Here is a 25,261-nt window from a genome sequence, read left to right as displayed (position 1 = left end):
GTTTATATCTTCCACACAAAAAGGTGAAATATTATTTATCGGTTCATATTTGTCCTAAAACCCGGATTGTAACACAAATGTAACATATATGACATTTCATCATAACATAGCTCTTCTACCTTTGCACCCATTAAAAATAGAGTGAACAAAATTTATGGAAACAATGTTTTTGGGAATCGTCGTATTCCTCTTTCTGCTAGCCATATTCGATTTGGTAGTAGGCGTCAGTAACGACGCAGTAAACTTCATGAACTCCGCTATCGGTGCCAAAGCAGCATCATTCAAAACCATTATCGCCATCGCCGCCCTTGGTATCTTTATTGGCGCCACACTGAGCAATGGTATGATGGACATCGCACGTCACGGTATCTTCCGCCCTGAACAATTTTACTTTCAGGAGCTGATGTGTATCTTTCTGGCTGTTATGGTAACGGATGTCGTCTTACTGGACATTTTCAACTCTTTAGGAATGCCTACCTCAACTACTGTATCTATGGTGTTTGAACTGCTGGGAGGTACTTTTGTATTAGCCCTCATCAAGATAGCAGGAGACGAAACCGGCATGTTGGGCTTTGCCGACCTGCTGAATACAGAAAAAGCCTTGTCCGTCATTTTGGGTATTTTCCTCTCGGTAGCCGTAGCCTTCTTCTTCGGTACATTGGTACAATACCTCTCACGCCTTCTCTTTACCTTTAATTATACCAAGAAACTGAAATACACCATTGGTTTGTTTGGCGGTGTTGCCGTAACAGCCATTATCTATTTCATGCTGATAAAAGGACTGAAAGACTCTTCCTTTATGACCCCTGACAACAAGCATTGGATTCAAGAGAACACTCTGATGTTGGTAAGTTGCAGTTTTGTATTCTTCACCATTCTGATGCAAGTACTGCACTGGTGCAAAATCAATGTATTTAAAGTGGTCGTTATGTTGGGTACTTTTGCTTTAGCCATGGCTTTTGCCGGCAATGACCTGGTGAACTTTATCGGTGTGCCCTTAGCCGGTTTCTCCGCATATACCGACTTCATGGCGAATGGCAATGGTAATCCGATGGGTTATCTGATGGATTCACTGAATGGTCCCGCCACTACCCCATTCTTATTCTTATTTTTAGCAGGAGTCATTATGGTATATGCCCTGATAACCTCGAAGAAAGCGCAAAATGTTGTAAAAACGTCGGTAGACCTTTCACGCCAGGATGAAGGCGATGAAATGTTCGGTTCATCAGCCGTGGCACGTAGTATTGTCCGTTCCACCATGACCGCTTCAGAAAACATAGCCAAGGTATTGCCCGACAACTTGAAACGTTGGGCCGACAGCCGCTTCTGCAAAGATGTTATGATCATGGAAAACGGTGCTGCATTCGACCTGATACGCGCCTCAGTCAATCTGGTATTGGCAGGTCTGCTCATTGCTTTGGGTACTTCTCTGAAACTTCCTCTTTCTACCACTTATGTTACCTTTATGGTTGCCATGGGTAGCTCGTTAGCCGACCGTGCATGGAGCCGCGACAGTGCTGTCTATCGCATCACCGGAGTTCTTTCCGTCATCGGTGGTTGGTTCATTACTGCCGGAGCTGCCTTCACTATTTGTTTTGTGGTAACACTCATTATGTATTACGGCGGCACATTTGCTATGCTGGCTTTGATTGCACTCGCCATATTCCTATTGGTGCGTAGCAATATCAACTACAGCAAGAAACAGAAAGATAAAGGTAAAGACGATATATTCGCACGCCTCATTACCAGCAAAGACAAAGAAGAACGTTGGACATTGCTCCGCCAGCACGTTAATAATACATTGGTAGCCGAAATGACATTTACCAACGAAACTTATCGTCAAATAACCGACGGATTCATCAACGAGAATTTGAAAGCCCTGCGTAAAGCCGTAAGCAATACTGACAGCCAGAAGGAAATGCTGAAAAAAATACGCCGCAAAGAGATTCTGGGTCTGCGCCGCATAGACAACTTTACCGCCATCGAAAAGAACACCTGGTTCCATTTGGGTAGTAATAGCTGCGAACAAATGCTCTACTGTCTGAAACGTATCTGTGACCCTTGCAAAGAGCACGTAGACAATAAATTCACTCCGTTATCAGAACGCGCCACCAATGAATTTATCCCTGTCCGCGACGAAATGACCGCACTGATGGCTCGCGCTACAGAAGTGCTTGCCAATAAGGATTACACTCAAACCGATGCTTTGCTGCGTGAAGGAGCTTTGTTGAAAAATAAGATTTCCACCCTGCGAAAACAGCAAATGGACCGCATACAGGAACGTGACGTGAACGTAAAAGCCTCCATGGTATACCTTAACGTGCTACAAGAATCACAGGAATTGGTATCCTGCTGGCGTCATTTACTGCGCGCAGACCGTATGTTCCAAACTGATTTGAAGAAATAACACACCTATTCTTATAATAAATAATAAAATTGTGATAGCTTCTTTTCCTTATTTAAGGAGAAGAAGCTATCTTTGTCTCATTATAATCCGTGATTATTCATAATTATTACAATAACAATCTATGGAAAACCTCAATCAAATTATCAAGCAATTCCCCGAGGTGGGCGAAGTAAAAGAAGTAAAAGCACTGACTTCAGGGCTGATCAACCAAACTTATTTAGTAAAAACTGTCGATCCCCAAGAAGCTGATTACGTATTACAACGTATCAACCATCAGATATTTACCGACATCGACATGTTACAGCACAACATCGAAGTGGTGACAGGTCATATCCGCAAAAAGCTGGAAACACAGAACGAAACAGACATCGACCGCAAAGTGCTCCGTTTCCTTCCGGCTACCGATGGAAAGACCTTTTATTATGATGGCGAAGGCTATTGGCGCGTATCAGTATTCATTCCCCGTTCACAGACTTTGGAAGCTGTCACTCCCGACTCTTCTTATTTGGCAGGTTTGAAATTCGGCGAATTCCAAGCTATGTTGGCCGATGTGCCCGAACAGCTGGGTGAAATTATTCCTGATTTCCACAACATGGAATTCCGCATGAAACAGTTGCGCGAAGCCGTTGCCACCAATGCAGCCGGCAGACTGAGCGAAGTGCAGGACATCGTTGATGCCATTGAAAAAGATGCCGACGAAATGTGCAGTGCCGAAAGACTGTTCCGCGAAGGCAAACTTCCGAAACGTATCTGCCACTGCGATACTAAAGTCAGCAACATGTTGTTTGATGAAGACGGTAAAGTGCTTTGCGTTATCGACCTCGACACTGTCATGCCCAGCTTCATCTTCTCCGATTTCGGTGACTTCCTTCGTTCGGCAGCCAATACAGGCAAAGAAGACGAAAAGGATTTGAACAATGTCCGTTTTAATATGGAGATTTTCAAGGCATTCGCCAAAGGATACATTGAATCAGCCCGTTCGTTCCTGACTCCGGTTGAAATTGAGATGTTGCCATACGCTGCCACCTTGTTCCCATATATGCAGGCTGTACGTTTCTTGGCCGACTATATCAACGGTGATACGTATTACCAGACCAAATACGAAGGTCACAATTTGGTACGCACAAAAGCCCAATATAAATTATATCTGGAAGCAAAAGCTGCCGTGCCCGAAATGAAGGCTTACATTGCAGGTCTGCTGTAATAGATATTTTTTCATTGCAGGGGCTCAAGAACTGAGTCCCTGCAATGTATAATCTTCACTAACGTTTGGGAATATCCACAGACTTCTCACTCTTTCCTTTCAGATGTTCTGAGAAATAATCCACCAGTCTCCAATAGAAATATTCATTCATGTCACCGAATCCGTGGCGCTGCTGCGGTAAAATCAGCATATCAAAGCGTTTGCCGGCACGGATCAATGCATCAACCACGCGCAGTGTATTACCCGGATGCACATTGTTATCAATATCACCGTGAATCAGCAGCAAATTGCCTTTCAGCTGTTTAGCAATCTGAGGATTGGTCGCTATCTTGTAAACAAAGGTAGTATCTCCCTTTTCGCTTACCACTTCCTTTACTCCGTGATGCGTTTCGCTCCACCAACGGTTATAAATATTATTATCATGGTTTCCGGCACATGAAACGGCAACCTTAAAGAAGTCAGGATATTGACACATGGCAGCCGTACTCATAAATCCGCCTCCTGAATGTCCGTGAATACCCACTTTATCTATATCTATATAATTATAACGCATTGCCAACTGCTCGATAGCATATTTGTGGTCGGCCAAGGGATAATCGCGCATATTGCCATATCCATAGTTATGATACCACTTGGAACGGCTTGGATGTCCGCCACGTTGTCCTACCGAAATGACGATGAAACCGGCTTGTGCCAATCGGTCTGTACGCGGAGTCATACGGGTAAACGGATAAACCGTACCTTCAACCTGCGGCCCCGGATAAACATAGTCTACAATAGGATATACCTTTGTAGAATCGAAATTAAACGGTTTATACATCACACCATAAAGGTCGGTCACTCCATCGGCAGCTTTCACCTTAAAAGGTTCGGGAAACTTGTAACCGGCAGCAAAAAGCTGCGAGAAATCACTTTCCTGAATCGTCATCACTTTATTACCGTTCGTATCCAGCAAGTCGGCACAAGGCACTGTATTGACACGTGAAAAGTTATCCACCACAAAACGAGCCTCATCATCCACTTCCACGCGGTGGAAATAATCTCCCTTTGAAAGTTGCTTCAGTCCGCTACCATCCAAATTCACCCGATACAAGTGCTCATAATACGGGTTCTCGTTCGGGTTCATACCATTGGCAGTGAAATAAATGACACGCGCTTTATTGTCTACTTTCAATATTTCTTCCACATGCCAAGGTCCCTTTGTGATACGGTTTTTCAGATTACCTTTATCATCATATAAATAAAGATGCGCCCAACCGTCGCGTTCACTCCACTGTATCAGTTCTTTTCCATTGCTCAAAAGATGCAAAGGACGCGTTTCCTGATAAGTATTCATACGCTCTTTAATAACAGGAACAATAGAATCCTGCCCCACAGTGTAAGAACAAATATCTATCCGATGCAAGTCACGGCTTTTACGTGAAAGATAGAAACGGTTATTGTCACCCAGCCAGATTGAAGGCTGATCTTCCATATCACGCTGTTTCTGTAGCCACGGACTGTAAGAGAGTCCCAAAGTCTGATCTTTATAAGCGTCCACCTTTATTTCTTTCCGGCTGTTGTCACTCATATCAAACAAATACAAATGTTCTATCGGAGCTTCTTTTTCACCGGGCATCTGATATTTATAAGTTTCCAGGGTAGGACGCGGTTGTGCCATAGAGTTAATCACCCACAACTCTTTTACGGCCCGGTCATCGGAAACGGTCATTGCAAAATGACGGGAGTCGGGCGACCACACCCCATACACCCTGCGACGCTTGCCATTACACAGCGTATCAGTGTTGAGCGTACTGTAAGGAATACCGTAGCCAAAATCTTCCACACCGTCTTTGGTCAGCTGAATTTCGACAATAGTACTGTCCTTTTCATTCTTCTTTGCCTTCTCATAATCTTCACGGCTCATACGATAAAGATTCAGGTCTTTGGCATAAACCACCGTCTTTCCGTCAGGAGAGATTGACCCCCATCTGATTTTCTTGGGTTCTTTTTCTTTATCTTTCAGATGAGTGAGCTTACGGGTGGGATAATCGTAGGAAAAATAAAAGACTTCTTTCTCGGTCTTGCCTTTTTTATCTTTTTTCTCCTTATCCTCCTTCTTGGGCTTGGCATCCTGAGAAGATACCACCTCAAAAGTAAAAGTACGACCGTCTTCCTGAGCTTTCAAGTTTCTGATGGGAAGATGACGCGCTTCAAAAGGGTCTTTTACAATTTCGGTCAGCTGCGAGGCCATTTCATCACGGTCGAAAAGCTGCTTCTTACTGCGTACCGAAGGGTCTACCACATACCAAAAGGTACCTTCACTTGTTTTATACTGAAACCAGAAGTTATTCCCTTTCTGAAACCAATGAGGGTCTACCACAGTAGAGAACAACATGGTGTTCAGTTTCTCCTGAGTAAATTTTTCCGCCTGTAAGTACTCCGGCAACCTTTCTTGTGCCTGTACTACGGGTGTAGTTGTACATAATCCACCTACCAACAAGGTGAACAATAGCATTTTCTTCATAATATTTATTTGTTATCGTGTTAGTTTCTTCTTTATTATATCTTGTGGAAGTATGCTGCTTAAAACGTAACTCTTATCATCCTTTATAAGCCCGACAGGTACCAAACCGGTCTGTTTTTTCAAGTTCTTGAAAAGACTACTGTAAAAATCAGAGATATGTGTTCTTTCATGTAACAGATACTCAATAAAATAACGGTTCAAAAGTACATAAAAACAGCATACCCAACAAATATCAGAACATAAAAACAGTATTTTAAAAAGGGAAAATTACGAAAAGATGCAGCTGTTTCCAAAATAGAAACAACCTCTCATCCCGATGGGTCTTTGGCACAATGTTTCCCAAACAACAAGGCTTCACGCTTCGCGGCTTGGTTTACCAATAGCGATGAAACCATTGACGGCAAGAGTAGATCAAAAGCATACTTGAGATTTCAAGGATTTCTCCCTTTCTCCTTTCATTAGTCGTTGAAACGCCCTATTGATGGGGGGCCGGTAGTGAATGAACATTGTGTCACCACCCTTTCAGCCTCCTTTCATTCGTAAAACTTCTTCCGGCAGGATAAAGGCTGAAGGCAGCTTGTGAAGGGACTTGGGAAGCACGGCTGAAAGGAGGATGAAGGGATGTCCTGTCATTCTTAACAATCTGATTATCCGCACATTTCGGCTAAAATGAAAGGATGAACGGAGAAGAAGGAATAACCGACTTAGTGAGGGGATGCATTCTGCCCTTACAGGAAAAACATGCCGAGCTTTTTAAAAAAGAAGGTGGTGTTTTCAAAAAAGACCTTGATGTTTTTAAAAATCCTCAAGGTCTTTTTGCAACATACAGTGCAAGCTGCCTATTTTAAAATGTGTACGTACGCATCGGGCCACACATACGGTGGCATAAGCCCACACGTATATACGCATCGAGCTACACGTACGTACGCATGAACCTGCACGTATATATGTCATTGTGAAAATTGTATATCGCATCAATCAAATTCAATAAAAAATCGGGAAGTGAATAGAATCCGTTACCGAAGATATTCACTTCCCGATTGAATGGGATATAATTCTCAACTGAGAATGAGAAGGGAGTGTGTCAAAACTAAACCGGGCTATCCAATTGTCAGATGTAGGGGCAGGGTTTGCCTGCCCGAAGACACAAAGCAAACAGTTTTCGGGCGAGCCCTTAGAAGGAGTAGAAACAATAATATCGGCTACTTTACCCTTCACATCCAACAAACTGTATGAGCAATTGTCAGTCAGTTCCACTGTGGCAGGAGTAAAATGAATTCCCGGCTGCTACCATTCAAAAAAAAGAGCACCCCGAAGGATGCTCTTCCATATTAAAGATAAATACTAAAGACGTATTATTTCTTTTCCACCTTAATGCTTGAAGTATATACAATACCTGTAGCATCTTCAAATGTTGCAGTCAAGGTAGTTTCGTAAGTAGGAGAAGACAGATCGCTATTTGTGAACTCTAATCCATCAGTACCCTCTGCTACTGTTACTGTAGGAATACCTGTACTCCATGTTACTTTGATTTGCTTACCCGAAGCAGCTGCTGCATTGCTATTACCGAATGCATATCCTTGTAATTTGTTAGCATCAGCACTTGGATAAGAATCTGCAACATTAGTTGAATTTACAGCTAAGTCTGCGCTTAAGAAGTTAATAGCCAAACCTTGTTTTTTATTGCCAGATATGGTCAATCCGGCTATTTTACCATCAGCATCTATACCAACCGTACCGGTAACAACTGCATTATCTTTATAGAATACAATCTTACCACCATCAAAGATAGTCTGAAGTTTTACTGTAAACTTAGATGATTCAACAGTAAATGCTTTCTTAATAGCTGTTAATTTGGTGGTTTCACTACCTGAACCGGTATATGCAGTCATTGCGTCCAAAATACTATAAGAAGCAGTTGCTTTCAATTCACTGTTAGCAAGAGCCTTGTCTTTGTAAACTACAGCCTTATCCAAAGTTACCTGCTGAGCATTACCTACTGTACCAACAGCAACATTATTAATCTTATCAAAAGCATAAGCAATCTTATTGTAATTAGCATCTACTCCCGATTTAGCAGTGTATGCATTTGACATACTGATTAATGCATCATTGGTAGAAGGATAAATTCTAGCTCCATATACACCTTCTGTCCAAGCATCTGTTGCAGCAAACAAATCATCGAATGCAGGAACTGTCACATTTACAGGCATAGCAATCTTAGCGATTTCATTACCAACAGTAGTACCGTCCTTGATTACCAAATTCAATGTGTATTTACCCGGCTTAGCATCCTCAGCTACCTTATTATCAGATTTAGAAGTAGCTACAGCTATTTCAATAAAGCGAAGTGATTCAAGACCATCATTGCTAGCATCCCATACTTCACCTTTCTTACCCTGAGCATTAGCTTTGTAATAAATTGATGTAAACACATTAGCAGTACTAGCAACAATAAATCCTTCCTGGGTTGCAGCTTCAACTACAGAAAGCTGGTTTGCATTCTGTACAGCTTCAATTGTTGCTGCATCCAATTTACTCAATGCATCACCTAAGTCAATCAGGATAGCAGGTAATACTTTAGTGAAATCAGCGTTCGGCATAACCTTATACTCGGTAGCAGAAATTTCTGTCGGAGTATCGATAGAAGCACCTGCCAACTTCAAAGTGATAGTATTAGAAGTCGTAGTTTCTACACCACCGATATTCACCATGTGTACAGTTGCAACAAGAGTTTCACCACTTGCAGCTTGCGGAACAGTAACAGTCATACCATCTGCTTTAACACCTAATTTTTCAGCTTTTGCCTTATATGTTCCTTCAAAAGTGATATAAGAGTCATACAAGTTAGCAGCAGCATACTTCAATGTTGTCGTTCCTACAGGAAGTTCAATAGCATCAGTAGCGCCTTTAACTTCTGTACCTTCTGCATCTATATAAGACAGCTTATCAGCAGCAAAAGTAATCGCTGCAACAGATGTTTCAGGTGCTTTTGTTTTAATGGCAATATCATAAGCAGTATAAGGAATACCATTTACACACAAAGCATACAAAATTTCCTTATCAGCATTAGCACCTGTACCTTTAAATACCTTATTAATATTATCAGCAGTAACCTCATCAGTCATTTCCACCGTCAAGTTCCAATTACCGTTTTCAGAAGCTGCACGATCGCCAACAATAACGCTATTAAATGTATTAGGAGTAGCAATAACCTTAACAGGAGCTACATTACCCTTGCTGTCTACCAAAGTAAGTTTTTGAGCAGACAAATCGTAATTCTTAGGAGAAACAACCAAATCAGCAACACCAATCTGACCAACTAAGAATTGATCCTTTTCAATGGCACCTTTAGGACCTTTCCAATCTAATTTAGCAGCTTTCGCTGAAGAGATTGCCTCAGCATCAGCAGCAGCACCTGTAGCAACAGTATTACCGATTGTCAATCCGGCAGGCAAAGAAATAGCAGTCAACGCATTAGCAGTCAACGGTAATACGATAGATTGCATCTTACCGCTTTCATCCGGCATATGCAGAGTCACTACACCGTCTTTTACTACTGCATAAGCATCACCGGCAGCTTTGTATTCAGACTTCACAAAGTCTTTTGCTGCTTTGTCATAGAAATACCAATATCCGTCTTTTACATACGGAGTCATATCCACAGCTTCTTCACCTTCACCCGTAGTAGCAAACCAACCTGTAGCTTTGCCATCAATACTGATTTCACCGGTCTTGTCGTCAATCACAACCTTGCTACCGGGAGCAGCACTGGCAACGGTCAGGTTGTAAGAAGTACCGTCGCTTACCGATACTTTGAAACCACCGTCTACCGATTCAATCTTGGTAACATAAGCGCCACCGGCATTTACTTTACTTTCAAGATCTGAAAGTTTTGATTTCAGATCGGTCAGTTCCTTGTTGATTGCATCGATGTCATCGTCGTAATCCTTACAAGACACAAATGTTCCTGTTGACGAAACCATTAAGGCTCCGAACAGGATTGCACTTAAAAACTTTTTGTTCATAATAGAAAAACTTTAAATTTATAAATTTAAAAAACTAAAATTGGTTATACATAATTTATTGATTCTGAGTGCTGTGCTCTCATTTCATATTTCATATAACGTTTGGGAGAAACACCCGTCACCTTTTTAAAAGCAGCATAAAAAGCACTTCGCGACAAGAACCCGCAGCGTTGAGGCAGCTCCTCCGGCAGACACTTGCCCGAACGGAGCAGTTCCTTGGCATATTCCACCCGATACGTATTTACCAACTCTTTCAGATGACAACCGAAGTAGCGGTTGACCACATTGGATAAATAGGTTTGGTTCGTCTCAATCATATCGCTCAGCTTCTTCAGTGAGAGCTTCGGGTCAAGAAACACTTGGCGCACTTCCAAATAATACAATACATATTTATATAGCTCACAATCGACTTTTCTTGCTTTCTCCGGTTCGCGTCCTTCATACTTCTGCTCCCAATAAAGCCGGGCAGCCCGGAAAAGCAGATTCTTCTGCCTTTCGGAAGTAAAAGTGCGCTTGTCGCGGTGTAGAAACAGGTAGTCCATTGTAGTTTCTTTTTATTGTCTCTATTTCAGATAATTACTCACTTTTCAAACCTTTAAAAAGAGGTTGCGTTCTGTGCATCTCTTAGTAAGAGATACACAGAACGCACATAAACACTTTATTATTAGTCGTTTAAGCCCATAAAAAAGCGTCCTAAAACTTAAGACTAAAGATATTTTTGCATTTGTCTTGTGATTTTTCTTCTCAAAAAGTTTTAATTATCAAAACTTTGTGTAAATTTGCAGCGAAAAGTGTATCTCTTACTAAGAGATGCACTTTTTTTCTTTTCTCTCCCAAAATCTTATCCATCACATTATCAATCGATTAAATACAAACCAACATCTTCTTTCCTTTCAAAAAGCAAGCATTAAAAGTTGTAAAGGTATTATAAATAAAGAACTTAGGATTGTTTAGAAAAGAATGGATTGTTCCGAAAGGAGACTTAAGGGTTTTTCAAAAACGCTTTCCGGCCTATCCGAAAATGTACATTTGTTCATCAAACACTTTTAACCATACACAATAGAAGAGCAACCACCGGCAATCCAGATACAATAAAATTACAGATAAATTTACTTTCCATATAGTTGTTTTGCCTTAATAACAGACCTTCTATCTTTTATAAAACAAAAGTTATTGTTACCAAGAAAAGCACTGTGTTACTCTAAATAAAGAGAATACATCATTCGGTTTTTCGTGTGCGAAAACAATAAAATCGTGCGCGATAACAATAAAAAGTGTACAAAATTGTCCATTTTACTAATAATTAAGGTTTTCCCGTTTGATTAATTGAGAAAAGGTTTTATTTTTGGGGCAGTTTTTAATTTATACTATTGTAGAAACACGTTCATTTAACTATTAAATCACAAGAGAATGGAAGAAGTTTTCAGTTATATCATTGGTCTGGGTGCAGCTGTGATGATGCCTATTATCTTTACAATCTTAGGAGTTTGTATCGGTATTAAATTAAGCAAAGCATTAAAAAGTGGTTTGTTGGTCGGAGTAGGTTTTGTAGGATTATCAGTTGTTACAGCCTTGTTGACCAGCAGCCTCGGACCCGCTTTAAGTAAAGTTGTCGAAATATACGGCCTTCAATTAAAGGTATTCGATATGGGATGGCCTGCTGCCGCCGCTGTTGCTTATAACACTTCCGTAGGTGCATTTATCATTCCGGTTTGCCTGGGTGTCAACATATTGATGTTATTAACAAAGACTACCCGTACTGTTAATATCGACTTATGGAACTATTGGCATTTTGCCTTTATCGGAGCAGTAGTTTATTTTGCGACAAACAGCATTCTGTGGGGATTCTTTGCTGCCATTATCTGCTACATCATCACCTTGATTTTGGCAGACTATACAGCAGACAAGTTTCAGGGCTTTTATGAAAAGATGGAAGGTATCTCCATTCCTCAGCCTTTCTGTGCAGGATTTGTTCCATTCGCTATTATTATCAATAAAGTATTGGACAAAATACCCGGATTCAATAAACTGAATATTGATGCCGAAGGCATGAAGAAGAGATTCGGTTTATTGGGTGAACCGTTGTTCTTAGGTATTCTGGTAGGTTGTGGCATTGGCGCACTGTCTTGTAAAAACGGACAGGAAATGGTAGACAGGATTCCTTATATTTTAGGCTTAGGCATTAAGATGGGAGCTGTTATGGAATTGATTCCACGCATCACCGGTTTGTTTATTGAAGGTTTGAAACCTATTTCTGACGCTACCCGCGAAATGATTGCAAAGAAGTTTAAAGGTGCAGTGGGTCTTAACATAGGTATGAGCCCTGCTTTGGTCATTGGGCATCCTGCAACTTTGGTTGTATCCCTGCTATTGATTCCTGTTACTCTGTTATTGGCAGTAGTACTCCCCGGCAATGAATTCTTACCTTTGGCATCATTGGCAGGTATGTTCTATGTATTCCCATTGATATTGCCCATTACGAAAGGCAACGTATTTAAAACCTTTATTATCGGATTCATTGTATTGGCCATCGGTTTATATTTCGTTACCGATTTGGCTCCTTATTTTACCCAAGCCGCACAAGACGTTTATGCCAAAACTCAAGATGCAGCCGTAAATATCCCTCAAGGTTTTGAAGGTGGTGCATTGGACTTTGCATCCAGCCCCTTCTCTTGGGCTATATTCCACATGACTTATACATTCAAAATTATCGGTTCTGCTATTCTGGTATTAATAACCCTGTTTCTGATGGTATTAAACCGTCGTGCCATCATCAAATATCAGCAATCGGTAAAAAATGCCCAATAATAAAACAGAAAATAAGATAACTAATAAATAAGAACGAAAATGAAGAAATTAGCAATTGCAATGATGCTGGGCGTTTCTGCTTTGACAGCTTCAGCCCAAGTAAATTACAAAGTACAGACAGCTTGCCATCCGCAAGATGTAAAACACTATGATACAGAACGTCTGCGCAACTCATTCATGATGGAGAAAGTTATGGCGCCGGATGAAATCAATGTCACTTATACGCTTTATGACCGCCTCATCTACGGAGGTGCCATGCCGGTAAACAAAGTCCTGAAGTTGGAAACATTCCGCGAACTGGGCCCGGAAATCACTTACTTCCTCGAACGCCGCGAACTGGGCGTAATCAACATAGGTGGTGACGGAGTAGTGACCGTAGATGGTAAAGAATATCCTATGAAGTACAAAGAGGCACTTTATGTGGGTTGCGGCAACAAAGAGGTTACTTTTAAGAGCAACGATGCTACCAAACCTGCTAAGTTCTATATCAATTCAGCACCGGCTTATAAACCATATGTCACCCAATTGATTACAACCGATGCCAAACTCCAAAAGGCAAATCCCAAGAAATATGCTTTAGCTATATCTGACCACTACGGTAAAATGGAGGATAGCAACGACCGTATTGTAAACCAGTTGATTGTGAAAGATGTATTGGAAAGAGTAAAAGACGGTGGTACAAACCAACTGCAAATGGGACTTACCGAACTTGCTCCGGGTTCTGTATGGAATACCATGCCGGCACATACCCACACACGCCGTATGGAAGCCTATTTCTATTTCAATCTGCCCGAAGGAAATGCCATCTGCCACCTAATGGGTGAACCGCAAGAAGAGCGTCTGGTGTGGCTGCACAACGAACAGGCTATTACTTCTCCCGAATGGTCTATCCATGCAGCAGCCGGAACCAGCAACTATACCTTTATTTGGGGTATGGCAGGCGAGAACCTGAAATACAGTGACAAGGATGAAATCAAATATACAGAAATGAAATAAACAGATTCTACTCTCGTCTGATTCTCATTGATGTTTGTCATTCTGAATGTGATGAAGAGCTTTCATTATTATGATTAAGATTCTTCGGCACTTTTGGAATGACAAATTTGTTTTTTATCATTGTTGACCGAATAATACTTACTTTTGTGCCATTAAGAAAAACATAATCTACTAAATCTATTATTATGAGTACATCTCAAAGTTCTACCGGGAAAATGACAAACTTCAGATGGATAATCTGTGCCATGTTATTCTTCGCCACTACCGTCAACTATTTGGACAGACAGGTACTGTCGTTGACATGGAAAGATTTCATCGCTCCCGAATTCCATTGGACAGATTCAAACTATGGAGATATCGCAGCTATTTTTTCTCTTGTATATGCCATTGCCAACTTATTTGCCGGGCGTTTCATTGACTGGATGGGTACCAAAAAAGGTTATCTCTGGGCTATCGCTGTATGGTCGTTGGGGGCCTGTATGCATGCACTTTGCGGTTGGGCAACCGAACAGACACTGGGTATACACAATGCAGGAGAAATGATCTCCGCCACCGGAGCTGTTGCTTCTACCATTGCCATCACCAGCGTGTATTATTTCATTGCGGCACGCATCGTGCTGGGAATAGGTGAAGCCGGCAACTTCCCTGCCGCCATCAAAGTAACCGCTGAATATTTTCCTAAGAAAGACCGCGCTTATTCTACTTCCATTTTTAATGCCGGAGCTACTATCGGAGCTTTAGCTGCCCCCGTTACCATCCCGACATTAGCACGCTATTTCCAGAATATCGGTATTGGCAATGGATGGGAAATGGCATTTGTTGTCATTGGCGGATTGGGATTTATCTGGATGGGATGCTGGATGTTCCTTTACAAAAAACCGGCAGCCAACCCACGCGTCAATACAGCAGAACTTGAATACATCGAACAAGACAATAACGACGAAAACCAGACAACCGAACAACAGGCAAGCGCCAATGAATTCGACAATAAGAAAATCCCTTTCTGGACTTGTTTCAAATACCCTCAAACATGGGCCGTATTCATTGGCAAGTTCATGACCGACGGTGTGTGGTGGTTCTTTCTCTTTTGGGCGCCTGCCTATATTTCGGACGTATATGGATTTGCTTCCGACACCGGCACGGCACAACTGTTGATTTTCGTTTTATATGCCATCACCATGTTGTCTATCTATGGCGGCAAACTGCCTACCATCATTATCAATAAAACCGGAAAGGACCCGTATGCCGCCCGCATGCAGGCGATGTTTATCTTTGCCTTATTCCCTTTACTGGCATTATTTGCACAACCGCTCGGCAACTATTCCTATTGGTATCCGATTATTATCATCGGCATTGCGGGAGCGGCCCATCAGTCTTGGTCTGCCAACATTTATTCCGTAGTAGGCGATATGTTTCCCAAAAGCACCATTGCCACTATTGTAGGTATCGGCGGTATGGCAGGCGGCATCAGCTCATTCCTTATTAATATGGGATCGGGCAGATTATTCGACTATGCCGCACAAACCAATATGAAGTTTATGGGATTTGAAGGAAAACCTGCCGGTTATTTCATTATCTTCTGCATCTGTGCAGTAGCCTATCTGCTAGGTTGGATAATAATGAAAATATTAGTACCGAAATATAAACCTGTCGATGCTTAACATCCAATCGGCCGATTCATGATGCTCAATAATAAATGAGGGGTATGCCAAAACGTGGATGATGCTGTCATTTTACCCGTAGGGGCGAGGTTCTCTCGCCCGGAAACAGCTTGCTTTGTGTATTACTCCCAAAGTTGTAACCGCCGGTTCGGGCAGGCAAACCCTGCCCCTACAGTTGACTATTTGATAGACCATTTTACTTTCGGTCCCCTCATTTTCTGTTTAGTTTTAGTGTTGCATTCTCTGATTTATAGTCTTTTACATGATATACGTCCTATCCAGCAGTTTCTCTGCCCAAGTGTGCTCACCGGCAATCCATTGTGCATCTTCCTGAGTATGGGGTTGCTGATACATTGCGTTCAACATGTCCTGGTATTCATGCAACAAATGAACGGCATCCGCCTGTTTGTTTTCCCTGAGCAACAATAATATCTTCATCTTGCAAATATTCACATTGGTTATCTTAGACGTCTCATCCGCCTTATTCAGATACTCCAGACATTCAGCATTGCTTTCCTTGCTATTGGATAGTTTCATAATGCTGCGTGCCACCATCAGATAATCATCCGAACAAGCCATCGCATTATTGATATTCTTCATAGCCAAACGCCTTGATTCATTATATTTCTTATTATAATCCATCATACCGGCTTCATAGCTGACCACTGTAGAAGTTTTCTTTAAATAGTTCCGGTCTTCATCCAATGGAGTAAACTTACCCAGCTTCCCTACCCTTTCGGGCAATGAACCATACGCACCATACTTGGATAATGCTTCTACATCTTTATTACGCTGATAGTATTGATTGATTTTACTCAAAGCGGAAACCATTGCATCCTTGTTCTTTTTCATCAGCACCATAAAGTTCATGACTATATGGTCGGCTTCTTTCTCTTGTTTTTCCGAATAATCCAACCCCATACGATTGGCAATGTTATCATTCACCAATGCCTGAACGACATCATTCGTTGCAAAGACCAGCCCGGGAACATAATAATCATAACGATCGTACAGATATTCCTCTGTAGCGGCAACCACTCCGTCCGCTACAGCTCCCCAGAACTGTGCACGCTTGGCACGGACAATATTCTTGTTCACGGTGATAATGGCATGATCGAGTACATAATGGGCTACTTCACGGCTCATCACTGCATATAATTCCTCTTCGCTGTCCAAAGCAGTCAACATTCCCGTAGAAACCAACAGACAGTCGTTACCCAACATCAACATATCTGGAGCCGGAGATTTCAATACACGCACCAACGGAGTTCCTTCACGCAGGACAGCCATCTTTTCGGGAATGATACTTAACAGCATACATTGCAAATAATCCTCTATTGCAGCATCATCATAAAAAAGCTTAGCGTGCTCCAGTTCTTTCAAATAATCATCCGCTTCACGAGCCTGCTCTTGCCGCATTCCCCCTTGGTAGCCTTTCTTTTCATAATAAGAGATTAAATCGTTTGACAGCTGTGCAGTCTGCCAAAATGAAGTCTTATCTGCGGGAATAAGCTTCAGTACATCCAATTCCTCCATAGGAATACCTACCTGCACCCCGCCGACCACCACCACTGCCTGTAATGTAGACTCTTCCTGACCAATCGGCTTTTTCAACTTGATAACGCGCTGCAAAATACAAGCCGTACCTTTCTTCACATCTTTATAGTCCCGCTTAAACTCACCCGAAATATTCAGCATCGGACTCAATGGCCGGTTATTCTGCGAAAACATGATTCCGCATTCCAGCATTGCAACTAAGAGAAAAAGAATGTATCGTTTCATAGTGCCTTGATTTTAGAACACTACAAAAATAGGAAAAGAAAAAAATACATTAAAAGGAAAAGCCCTACAAACAGGTAGGGATTTCCCTAATTAATTGCCTGTATCAGACGACGATATATCAGGTTATGGCTCAATATATCGGGCACTCCCGTTATATACAACTGCCTTCGGGCACGCGTCAATGCCACATTTAATTTACGATCTATCCAAACTCCGTTCTCTTCCGTCAGATTAGGCAAGAATTTCAACTGATAAAGATAATTCACACAAAAAGAATAAATGATTACATCGCGTTCACTTCCCTGATAACGCTCCACCGTATCAACCGATATTTCATTCAAAGCCGATATTCCCAATGCCTGAATTTCTTTCCGAATCAATGCAATCTGACTACGATAAGGAGTGATCACTCCCAAGGTGCGGTTGACCTCGAAAGTCTCCTTATACAGATGATACACATCAGCAGCCAATTGAGCAACAATGCGCGCTTCATTCCGGTTCGTCTTCCCCGAAACACTTTCCGTATCCCGCTCTGAAGGAATAAACCGAACCGGAGCATCGACATTCTCCAACTGATGCGGCAAACCCAGTGCTTCTAACTTTCCGGCATAAAACTCTCGATTAGGAAATGATGCCACTCCGGGGTGCATGCGTCCCTGACGGCAAAGCATATCCACCGCCCGGCAATGCTCCTCCTGCAAATGAAAACGATAAAGCCGTTCAAAAAGAGAATCTTTCAGGTTATAAAGCCCTATCCGCCGCAACCCTTCATCATGCACCTCAGACTGTTCATTACTCTGCAACACCACAGCCGGCAATTGTTTATGATCACCAATCAGGATAAACTTCCCTATTCCGTTACGTCCGTCCTTAAACCGCGCACAAAGGATTCCCAACAACTGAGGCTCCAATATTTGTGTAGCCTCATCAACAATTGCCACATCAAAATGCTTCAGTTTGAACAGTTCCGGTTTAGATGCAATAGATGCAACTGTTCCCACATAAATACGGCAATCTGCCATGCGGATGTTTACCTCCCGACGATTGTTGCATTCTGCCAGCACATTTTCCAACAGATGTTTGCGGAAACGCGCATCACAAGACAATTCACTTCCCACCCGTATATAGTCCACTTGCGGCAAGATGGCAGAAAGCGACCGGCATATCTCGTCCACCGCCCGATTAGTATAAGCCAGCAACAGCACTTGTGTGGAAGGACAAGCATAAAAATGCTCCACCATCCTCCTCAAGGCACGCGAAGTCTTTCCGGTTCCCGGAGGTCCCACCAACAAGAAATAGTCACAGGCAGCCTCCGCTTTCAGCGCCACCCGTTCAAAGTCATCGGTCGTCCGGGCTATCCTGTCTTCATAAGCCATATCAAAACGAGGAGGACGCTGCCCCAACAACAACTCCCTGCGCTCAGGGTTCGCGTCCATAAAGGAAGACAATCCCAAATACATGCTTCGGAAAGTAGTATCCATCGTATCATGCTCCACGGCATAACGGCTGTTCTCTGGAAACACCAACGGATTCTGCTGTGCCGCCCGAAGGCGAATGCGCAATTCATTATCGGTTATGGATTCTATATTTCCCTTGAATACCATTTTGTTGGTCACATTATCCGTACCATTATTGCGTTCATAGAGCACCACCACGTCTCCATTACGAAAATTAGGCAGAAAAGTTTCTTCATATTGAGGAATAGACAAAATAATAAAAGCCTTATGAGCCTGCGATGCATGGTTCTCAACAATAGTAAGATCGTATAAAATTTCTCCTGCATCCCGCTTTTCATCCAGCGTACTGAGCCATAAAGCAGAAGCGCCCGTCCTGCTTTCACAATTCACATCACCCGACTTGGAGGTATAAAGTTCTTTTGTGATAAAGTTATAAAGCGTATAAAAATAAGTACGTTCCAGAGGAGTAAGCAGTTCCATGCGCTCACCGAAACGGGAGATGGAAGGCTTCAAGTACTGTTCCCAAAATCGCCCCTGCAACCCTTTTTGATTGAGAACAGAAGGATTGATCTGTGCCAACAGCCGTTGGGTAAACGAAGGATGATTATGCAACTGCACACCATACTCCGAAGCCACAATGCAGTTGCGCAAATTAATGATACGCCGCACTTGTGCCCAAGATGCACGTGCCGGATAAAGCAACGGATAACGAGTATACAACAAGTAGGGATGCATACTGCGACGCTCTTGCCCCATGCTATACTCCAGCAACGCCATATAAAGCAACATCTGTACACGATTATTCTCTTTCGGCTCCAACCTGCCCTGCATGGCATATTCGTCTGCTTTGCCCGACTTCATTTCTATAAAGCTGCTCATGTCACGCTGCATATAGTCTAAACGACCCTGAATGCCAAGTGCCTCACAAATATAAGAAGGTTCCAGCACAGCATCATTCTTATCAAGGTTATATCCCGGTTGTAAAAATGTCTTCTGCACCGTTTCACGGATATGTTCGAAATGCATTCTACAGTCTTGCGCAAACTCTTTCTCCTTCTGAGGATTTCGAAGTTCCTCACAAGCTGCCAGTTCGATAGGATACTGCCGAAAAGCCTTTTTCATACATTCAGTGTAATCAGGTTCTTTCTCTCCTGCATATATCCATTCATCCAGAAACAGATTGGCTATATTTCCCAACAATAAGGGACGGGCATTCTCAATAGGGACCAAACGACTCAGAAAATAATTGGCGGGATGACTGCCATAATCCTTATAACACTCTGCCAATGAGCTGATATCCAACAGATAATCAGGTTCAAGTACTATAAAAGAAGGAGTATAAACTCCATTATCATCGACAGTTACATCCAACAAATTCAATTGGGCATACCGCCAAAGCTCATCCACCGTATCTTTAAATTCCTCATTCACACCGGGCTTGTTATAATTCACCTTTACCGGTTCTTCTTCAAGCACATCTATCGGCCGGACATACAGATAGCTTTCATCCGCATAGTCAAAGCACACCCGGATACGACGAATCCGAGTCTCTTTCTCCCTCTTTACCGCAGGAGTCGTTTCCTGCTTGGGAAGCAACGTATAAAGTTTCGGTGGGATATCCTCATGAAAAATCTTCCGATAGGCATAAGCCACAGCGCGGAGATCCCGCAAGAATTCCTGTTCGGACGGCTCCTTGCGGTGATTCAGAATGTCATTCGAAGTCAGGCGGAATGTATGCAATTGGTTCTGCTCCCGGCCATCCAATGCAAATTGAGTCGCCACATAATTGATACGGGCAGCCAAATCTGTAGCTTGCAAGCCTGTTCCCATCATTTGTTGCCTCATCACCCGCTCCAATGCTTCACGCAACTGTCTGTAACGGCGCGCCAAAGGTTGTTCTTGTTCAACGGCACACAGATTATATAGTTCTTCGTAATATTCTGCTATTTCTTCATTCATGCTTTTTTTGATTTGCTCTCTCGAATACAAAGGTAGTAAAATGAAAGCAAATCACCCCCTATACTCATCCGGAATCGTCAGGCAGATGAAGCAATTCCTTACTAAAGGCTAAGACCTTTTGAACGGCAGATTATCGGTGTCAAAACGTGGATAATGCTGTCGTTTAGTACATAGGGGCGAGGTTCGCTCGCCCGAAAACAGTTTGCTTTGTGTATTCGGGCAGGCAAACCCTGCCCCTACAGCTGACGATGGGATAGACCGGTTTGGTTTTGACACACTCCCACGTTCTACTGTGGCAGGGACTAATAATCTACCGCATAAAACGGCTTAACAGAAAGGAAGAAAACGCTTAGTCCTGCAAGCTAATATCCTTCCCACGACTTGGCTTCCTTGGCATTCTTTACCTTGGCACGCATTTTCTTGCTGAATATGATGCCCAAGAGTTTATCCGCGTTAAAAGTGGTGCTGATACCGGCTCCCACCATCAAAGCACTAGGAGTGAACTTTCCTGCCGATGCCGGTTCGAGCCGCGGATCATAACCTGCCAGATATTCCTTATTAAGCGGAATCTCCACATAGATCTTTTCTTCTTCAGGAGATTCAAAAGGACCATAAGGCAAAAGACGGATATACCCACGGCCGTCAACCGTATCTACTTGGGAAATGTAATATCGGGGAAGTTCTGTCTCAAACTTCATATTCTTTTTAGGGAAAGGAGTAGATTTCATTTTCCACTTCTCAGGATTAAACAAGCGGTCTATCTCCTGCTGAGTTTCATCATCGATGACGATTTCCACTTGTCCATTCAACAACTGCTGCAAACGCAAGGAATCTTGCCGGGTCAATTGCCTTGACTCTCCTGCTTTCTGGGCAAAGGAGAAAAACGGCAAACACAGACATGCTAAAAGGAAGAATATACGTTTCATGGCATTCTGTTTTTGGTTTCTCCAAATATACAGAAAAGAAACGTAAATTCTTCCTTCTTCTTAAGATTATTAAGGTCTCTTTTTCGTTAATCCTGGTAATAAACTCTTTTCACCCGATTAGAAACACTTGTCAATATCTCATAAGGAATGGTTCCCAAAATTTCAGCCAAGACCGTTACAGGTAAATCATCACCGAATATCACTGCCTTGTCTCCTTCTTTGCAGTCAATATCCGTCACATCTATCATACACACATCCATACATATATTACCTACATACGGTGCTTTCTGTCCGTTCACCAAGCAGTAAGCATTTCCATTGCCCAATTTACGGTTTAATCCGTCGGCGTATCCGATAGGAATGGCAGCTATGCGGGAATCGCGTTCCAAATGCCCCTTCCGGCTGTATCCCACTGTTTCTTCCTTGGGAACATCATGTATCTGAAGAATCGTTGTTTTCAGTGTACTTACATTATGAATAATTTTATTGGTAAAAGGATCTACGCCATACAATCCTATTCCCAAACGAACCATATCAAACTGTGCGCCGGGATAACGCTCGATACCCGCCGTATTACAGATGTGGCGCAATATCTTATGCGGAAAAGCCTCCTGCAACTCCTGCGATGCCCGCTCAAAAGCCTCTATCTGGCGACGCGTAAAGGAATCAAACTGTTCGGCATCACTTCCCACCAAATGCGAGAATACGGAACGAGGAATAACAGCCGTCTGCTTTTTCAGGCGCTCTATCAACTCCGGTATCTCATCCGGTGTAAAGCCGAGCCGATGCATGCCGGTATCCAGTTTGATGTGAATGGGGAAATTGGTCACTCCTTCTTTTTCGGCAGCCTTTATCAATTCATTCAGTAAATGAAAACTATAAACTTCAGGTTCGAGCTTATAATCGAACATCGTTTTGAAGGCAGTCAATTCCGGATTCATGATGATAATGGAACTGGTTATACCGGCTTTTCTCAAGTCCGAGCCTTCGTCGGCAACCGCTACAGCCAAATAATCCACCCTGTGGTCTTGAAGGGTTTTGGCTATCTCATACGAACCGGCTCCATAAGCCGATGCCTTCACCATGCACACCATCTTTGTCTCCGGTTTCAGTTTACTACGATAATAATTCAAATTATCAACCAATGCATTCAATTTGATTTCCAGAATTGTCTCATGTACTTTCAACTCCAAGCGTTCCGAAATATCATCGAAATGAAAGCTGCGTGAACCTTTTATCAAGACCACCTCATTACGCAGATTGGGCAACAGGTCGGATTTCAACAAGTCTTCTGTGCTATGAAAAAAATACTTCTCTAACTCAAACCGGGAAGAAGCTGTACGAATCTCGTCGCCTACCCCGATAATCTTTTCCACACCACGACTATGAACCAGTTCGGCCACCTGACGGTAAAGCAACTTACTGCTTTGCCCCGTTTCCAGCATATCCGAAAGAATCAATGTGCGTTTTTTACCTTTATCTTCCGAACGGCGCGACATGAAATCAAGTGCAATATCCAAAGAGGCCAAATCCGAATTATAGCTGTCGTTGATAATAACACACCCATTTTTTCCTTCTTTCACTTCCAAACGCATGGCTATTTGCTCCAGATGCGCCATACGCTCTGCAATGTCCTCGGCAGGCACCATCATATACAAGGCTACTGCCAGACAATGCAATGAATTTTCAATCGATGCATCATCGATAAACGGTATCTTATATTCATTCGGCATCCCCAAATAACGATATTTCACAGTGGTGGAATCCTCACCCTTACAAATAGATTCTATAAATAAAGGACGTTCATTGTCTTTCTTAGACCAGGCTATCTCACGCGAAGTAAAAAGAGACTTGCTGACACAAGAGCTGATAAGTTCATTATCACCGTCATAGATAATCACATCACAATCCTTAAAAAGCGTCAGTTTCTCCATACATTTCTCCTGAACAGAGAAAAAATTCTCTTGGTGAGCACCACCGATATTTGTCAATATACCGATAGTGGGACGGATAATGCTTTGCAAAGCCTCCATCTCACCCATTTCAGAAATACCGGCTTCAAAAATAGCCAACTGGGTTTCTTCGTTCATCAACCATACAGAAAGCGGCACTCCGATTTGTGAATTATAACTGCGGGGAGAGCGGGTAACCACGCGATCCGGGCTGAGCAATTGGTATAACCATTCTTTCACTACCGTCTTACCGTTGCTGCCGGTAATGCCGACCACCGGAATAAGAAATTGTTCCCTATGCTTTTCTGCCAGTTTTTGCAGTCCCTTTAACGGATTGGCCAATTGCAGGAAATTGGCGGCAGTATAAGCTTCCTTGTTCTCAGGCAGTTCACTCACTACAAAATTACGCACCCCGCGCTCATACAAATCAGGAATATATTTATGCCCGTCGTTGCGTTTGGTTTTCAAAGCGAAGAATAAAGTTTCTTCGGGGAAGCATAACGAGCGGCTATCAGTTAAAATCCAATCAATCTGTGCATTGTGGTCGCCAAAGCGTTTGGCACCCAAAGCCTTTACTATATTTTCAATTGAGCTTGACATTGTTCTAATTCTTTTTGAAGTTCAAAATACGGGAACTTTTCTTTCATCCTGCTTATCTTTAACACTATTTGAGTTAAAAAACTACGGTATGCTTCCGAACGGACATCAAAAGGTTTATGATTCAACCCTTTGCGTATTTCTTCCCACTCTTTCATTATCTGCCGTGTCTGACTGCTGAAATAAGTATCTCCGAAACACTTCCATATATAAGATACAGCCATGGGCGAAGGATGAAACATATCATCCGCATAAAAGCGGTAATCGCGAAGTTCGTCCATCATAATTTCATAAGAAGGGAAATAATGGCACATCGGATAATGGTGTTGCAGAGTGTCTATCGCCAATAATAGAGTAGATTTACTTATCTGATTGCCATGCATCCCGTCTTTGGCGTGCCGGATGGGACTGACGGTGAACAGCACCTTCAGATTAGGGTTCAGCTCCTGCAACATTTTCAACAAGTCAAAATATTCAACAACTATCTCCTCTACCGAAAGAAGCCTGCGCGTAAACAGTTTATCCGGTTGCTTATGGCAGTTGCCCACAACCTTACCATTCTCTTTCAAAGAATAAACCCATGCCGTTCCCCATGTTATCATCAGCCAGTCGGTTTGCGGCAATTCCGCGGCGGCTCTCCCCAGCCTTTCGTTAATCCGCAACAAACATTCTTCTGCCGAATTGCCTGAAAAAGAGCCATGATGCATAAAGCTATGCCATCCCGCCCTATCGCAAAACAAATCCGCCTCATTGTAAGTTTTATAAGAGAGAGTTTGACGGATAGCCTCTGCCACAGATAAAGGATTATAGAGAATCCCAAAAGGGTTCACATCACACCGAAACTTATTTGCCAGCAACAAATTTCCGATATTTTCGGCAAAACAGGAACCAAATAGCATAATTCGGTCAGAATGACGGATTTCTGTTTCCTCTTTAGGCAGTTCTACTTGCGTTCTGAAATTCATATCAATAAGAGTC

General features: G+C 42.6%; 15 protein-coding genes. 7 read left to right on the top strand and 8 right to left on the bottom strand.

All coding sequences use genetic code 11. The annotated features are described in order from the left end of the window. Positions 1–154: 154 nt before the first annotated feature. Together HMPREF1534_RS03735 and HMPREF1534_RS03740 are read left to right on the top strand one after the other, a co-directional pair. Positions 155–2,407: an inorganic phosphate transporter gene (locus tag HMPREF1534_RS03735; protein ID WP_018452559.1), complete on the top strand. Its 2,253-nt coding sequence runs from the start codon at positions 155–157 to the stop codon at positions 2,405–2,407. Positions 2,408–2,528: 121 nt separating this feature from the next. Next, positions 2,529–3,611: a phosphotransferase enzyme family protein gene (locus tag HMPREF1534_RS03740; RefSeq protein WP_005943224.1), complete on the top strand. Its 1,083-nt coding sequence runs from the start codon at positions 2,529–2,531 to the stop codon at positions 3,609–3,611. A 58-nt stretch (positions 3,612–3,669) separates the two neighbouring features. On the opposite strand, the gene HMPREF1534_RS03745 is transcribed toward HMPREF1534_RS03740, so the two are convergent. Continuing rightward, positions 3,670–6,117, bottom strand: a complete 2,448-nt coding sequence (locus HMPREF1534_RS03745) for a S9 family peptidase (RefSeq protein ID WP_005943220.1) — start codon at positions 6,115–6,117, stop codon at positions 3,670–3,672. A 677-nt stretch (positions 6,118–6,794) separates the two neighbouring features. Between HMPREF1534_RS03745 and HMPREF1534_RS20720 the strand changes: the two genes are divergently transcribed. Continuing rightward, positions 6,795–6,965 (top strand): hypothetical protein, encoded by a 171-nt coding sequence (locus tag HMPREF1534_RS20720; RefSeq protein ID WP_005943217.1) that lies wholly within the window; start codon positions 6,795–6,797, stop codon positions 6,963–6,965. A gap of 233 nt (positions 6,966–7,198) precedes the next feature. Beyond that, positions 7,199–7,393, top strand: a complete 195-nt coding sequence (locus tag HMPREF1534_RS20475; RefSeq protein WP_154653396.1) for a hypothetical protein — start codon at positions 7,199–7,201, stop codon at positions 7,391–7,393. Positions 7,394–7,472: 79 nt separating this feature from the next. Here the strand turns inward: HMPREF1534_RS20475 and HMPREF1534_RS03750 are convergent, their stop codons facing one another. Further along, complete coding sequence (locus HMPREF1534_RS03750; RefSeq protein WP_258469370.1) at positions 7,473–10,079, bottom strand: hypothetical protein; 2,607 nt, start codon at positions 10,077–10,079, stop codon at positions 7,473–7,475. A gap of 110 nt (positions 10,080–10,189) precedes the next feature. After that, positions 10,190–10,687, bottom strand: a complete 498-nt coding sequence (locus HMPREF1534_RS03755; protein ID WP_005943212.1) for a helix-turn-helix domain-containing protein — start codon at positions 10,685–10,687, stop codon at positions 10,190–10,192. 868 nt (positions 10,688–11,555) lie between these two features. On the opposite strand from HMPREF1534_RS03755, the gene HMPREF1534_RS03760 reads away from it, so the two are divergent. From HMPREF1534_RS03760 to HMPREF1534_RS03770, 3 genes are all read left to right on the top strand, one after another. Beyond that, a complete protein-coding gene (locus tag HMPREF1534_RS03760; RefSeq protein ID WP_005943209.1) occupies positions 11,556–12,953 on the top strand; it encodes a PTS galactitol transporter subunit IIC in 1,398 nt (465 codons plus the stop codon). Between the two features lie 39 nt (positions 12,954–12,992). Further along, entirely contained in the window at positions 12,993–13,949 is a 957-nt protein-coding gene (kduI, locus tag HMPREF1534_RS03765) for a 5-dehydro-4-deoxy-D-glucuronate isomerase (RefSeq protein WP_005943206.1), read from the top strand. A 185-nt stretch (positions 13,950–14,134) separates the two neighbouring features. Continuing rightward, positions 14,135–15,610, top strand: coding sequence for an MFS transporter (locus tag HMPREF1534_RS03770; protein WP_005943203.1), 1,476 nt, complete (start codon positions 14,135–14,137; stop codon positions 15,608–15,610). A gap of 258 nt (positions 15,611–15,868) precedes the next feature. Here the strand turns inward: HMPREF1534_RS03770 and HMPREF1534_RS03775 are convergent, their stop codons facing one another. From HMPREF1534_RS03775 to HMPREF1534_RS03795, 5 genes are all read right to left on the bottom strand, one after another. After that, positions 15,869–17,392 carry a M48 family metalloprotease gene (locus HMPREF1534_RS03775; RefSeq protein ID WP_005943200.1) on the bottom strand — a complete coding sequence of 508 codons (1,524 nt, stop codon included), beginning with the start codon at positions 17,390–17,392 and terminating at the stop codon, positions 15,869–15,871. A gap of 86 nt (positions 17,393–17,478) precedes the next feature. Beyond that, positions 17,479–20,808, bottom strand: coding sequence for an AAA domain-containing protein (locus HMPREF1534_RS03780; RefSeq protein ID WP_005943199.1), 3,330 nt, complete (start codon positions 20,806–20,808; stop codon positions 17,479–17,481). Between the two features lie 362 nt (positions 20,809–21,170). Then, positions 21,171–21,734: a DUF4858 domain-containing protein gene (locus tag HMPREF1534_RS03785; RefSeq protein WP_005943196.1), complete on the bottom strand. Its 564-nt coding sequence runs from the start codon at positions 21,732–21,734 to the stop codon at positions 21,171–21,173. An 86-nt stretch (positions 21,735–21,820) separates the two neighbouring features. Next, positions 21,821–24,286 (bottom strand): bifunctional UDP-N-acetylmuramoyl-tripeptide:D-alanyl-D-alanine ligase/alanine racemase, encoded by a 2,466-nt coding sequence (locus HMPREF1534_RS03790; RefSeq protein ID WP_005943193.1) that lies wholly within the window; start codon positions 24,284–24,286, stop codon positions 21,821–21,823. Further along, positions 24,262–25,248: a GSCFA domain-containing protein gene (locus tag HMPREF1534_RS03795; protein ID WP_005943190.1), complete on the bottom strand. Its 987-nt coding sequence runs from the start codon at positions 25,246–25,248 to the stop codon at positions 24,262–24,264. Before HMPREF1534_RS03795 ends, HMPREF1534_RS03790 begins: the two co-directional genes overlap by 25 nt. Between the last annotated feature and the right edge of the window lie 13 nt (positions 25,249–25,261).

This window comes from Phocaeicola massiliensis B84634 = Timone 84634 = DSM 17679 = JCM 13223, from assembly GCF_000382445.1.
GTDB lineage: Bacteria > Bacteroidota > Bacteroidia > Bacteroidales > Bacteroidaceae > Phocaeicola > Phocaeicola massiliensis.
Note: the sequence above shows the minus strand (reverse complement) of the source record. Positions and strands in the feature narration are given on the sequence as shown.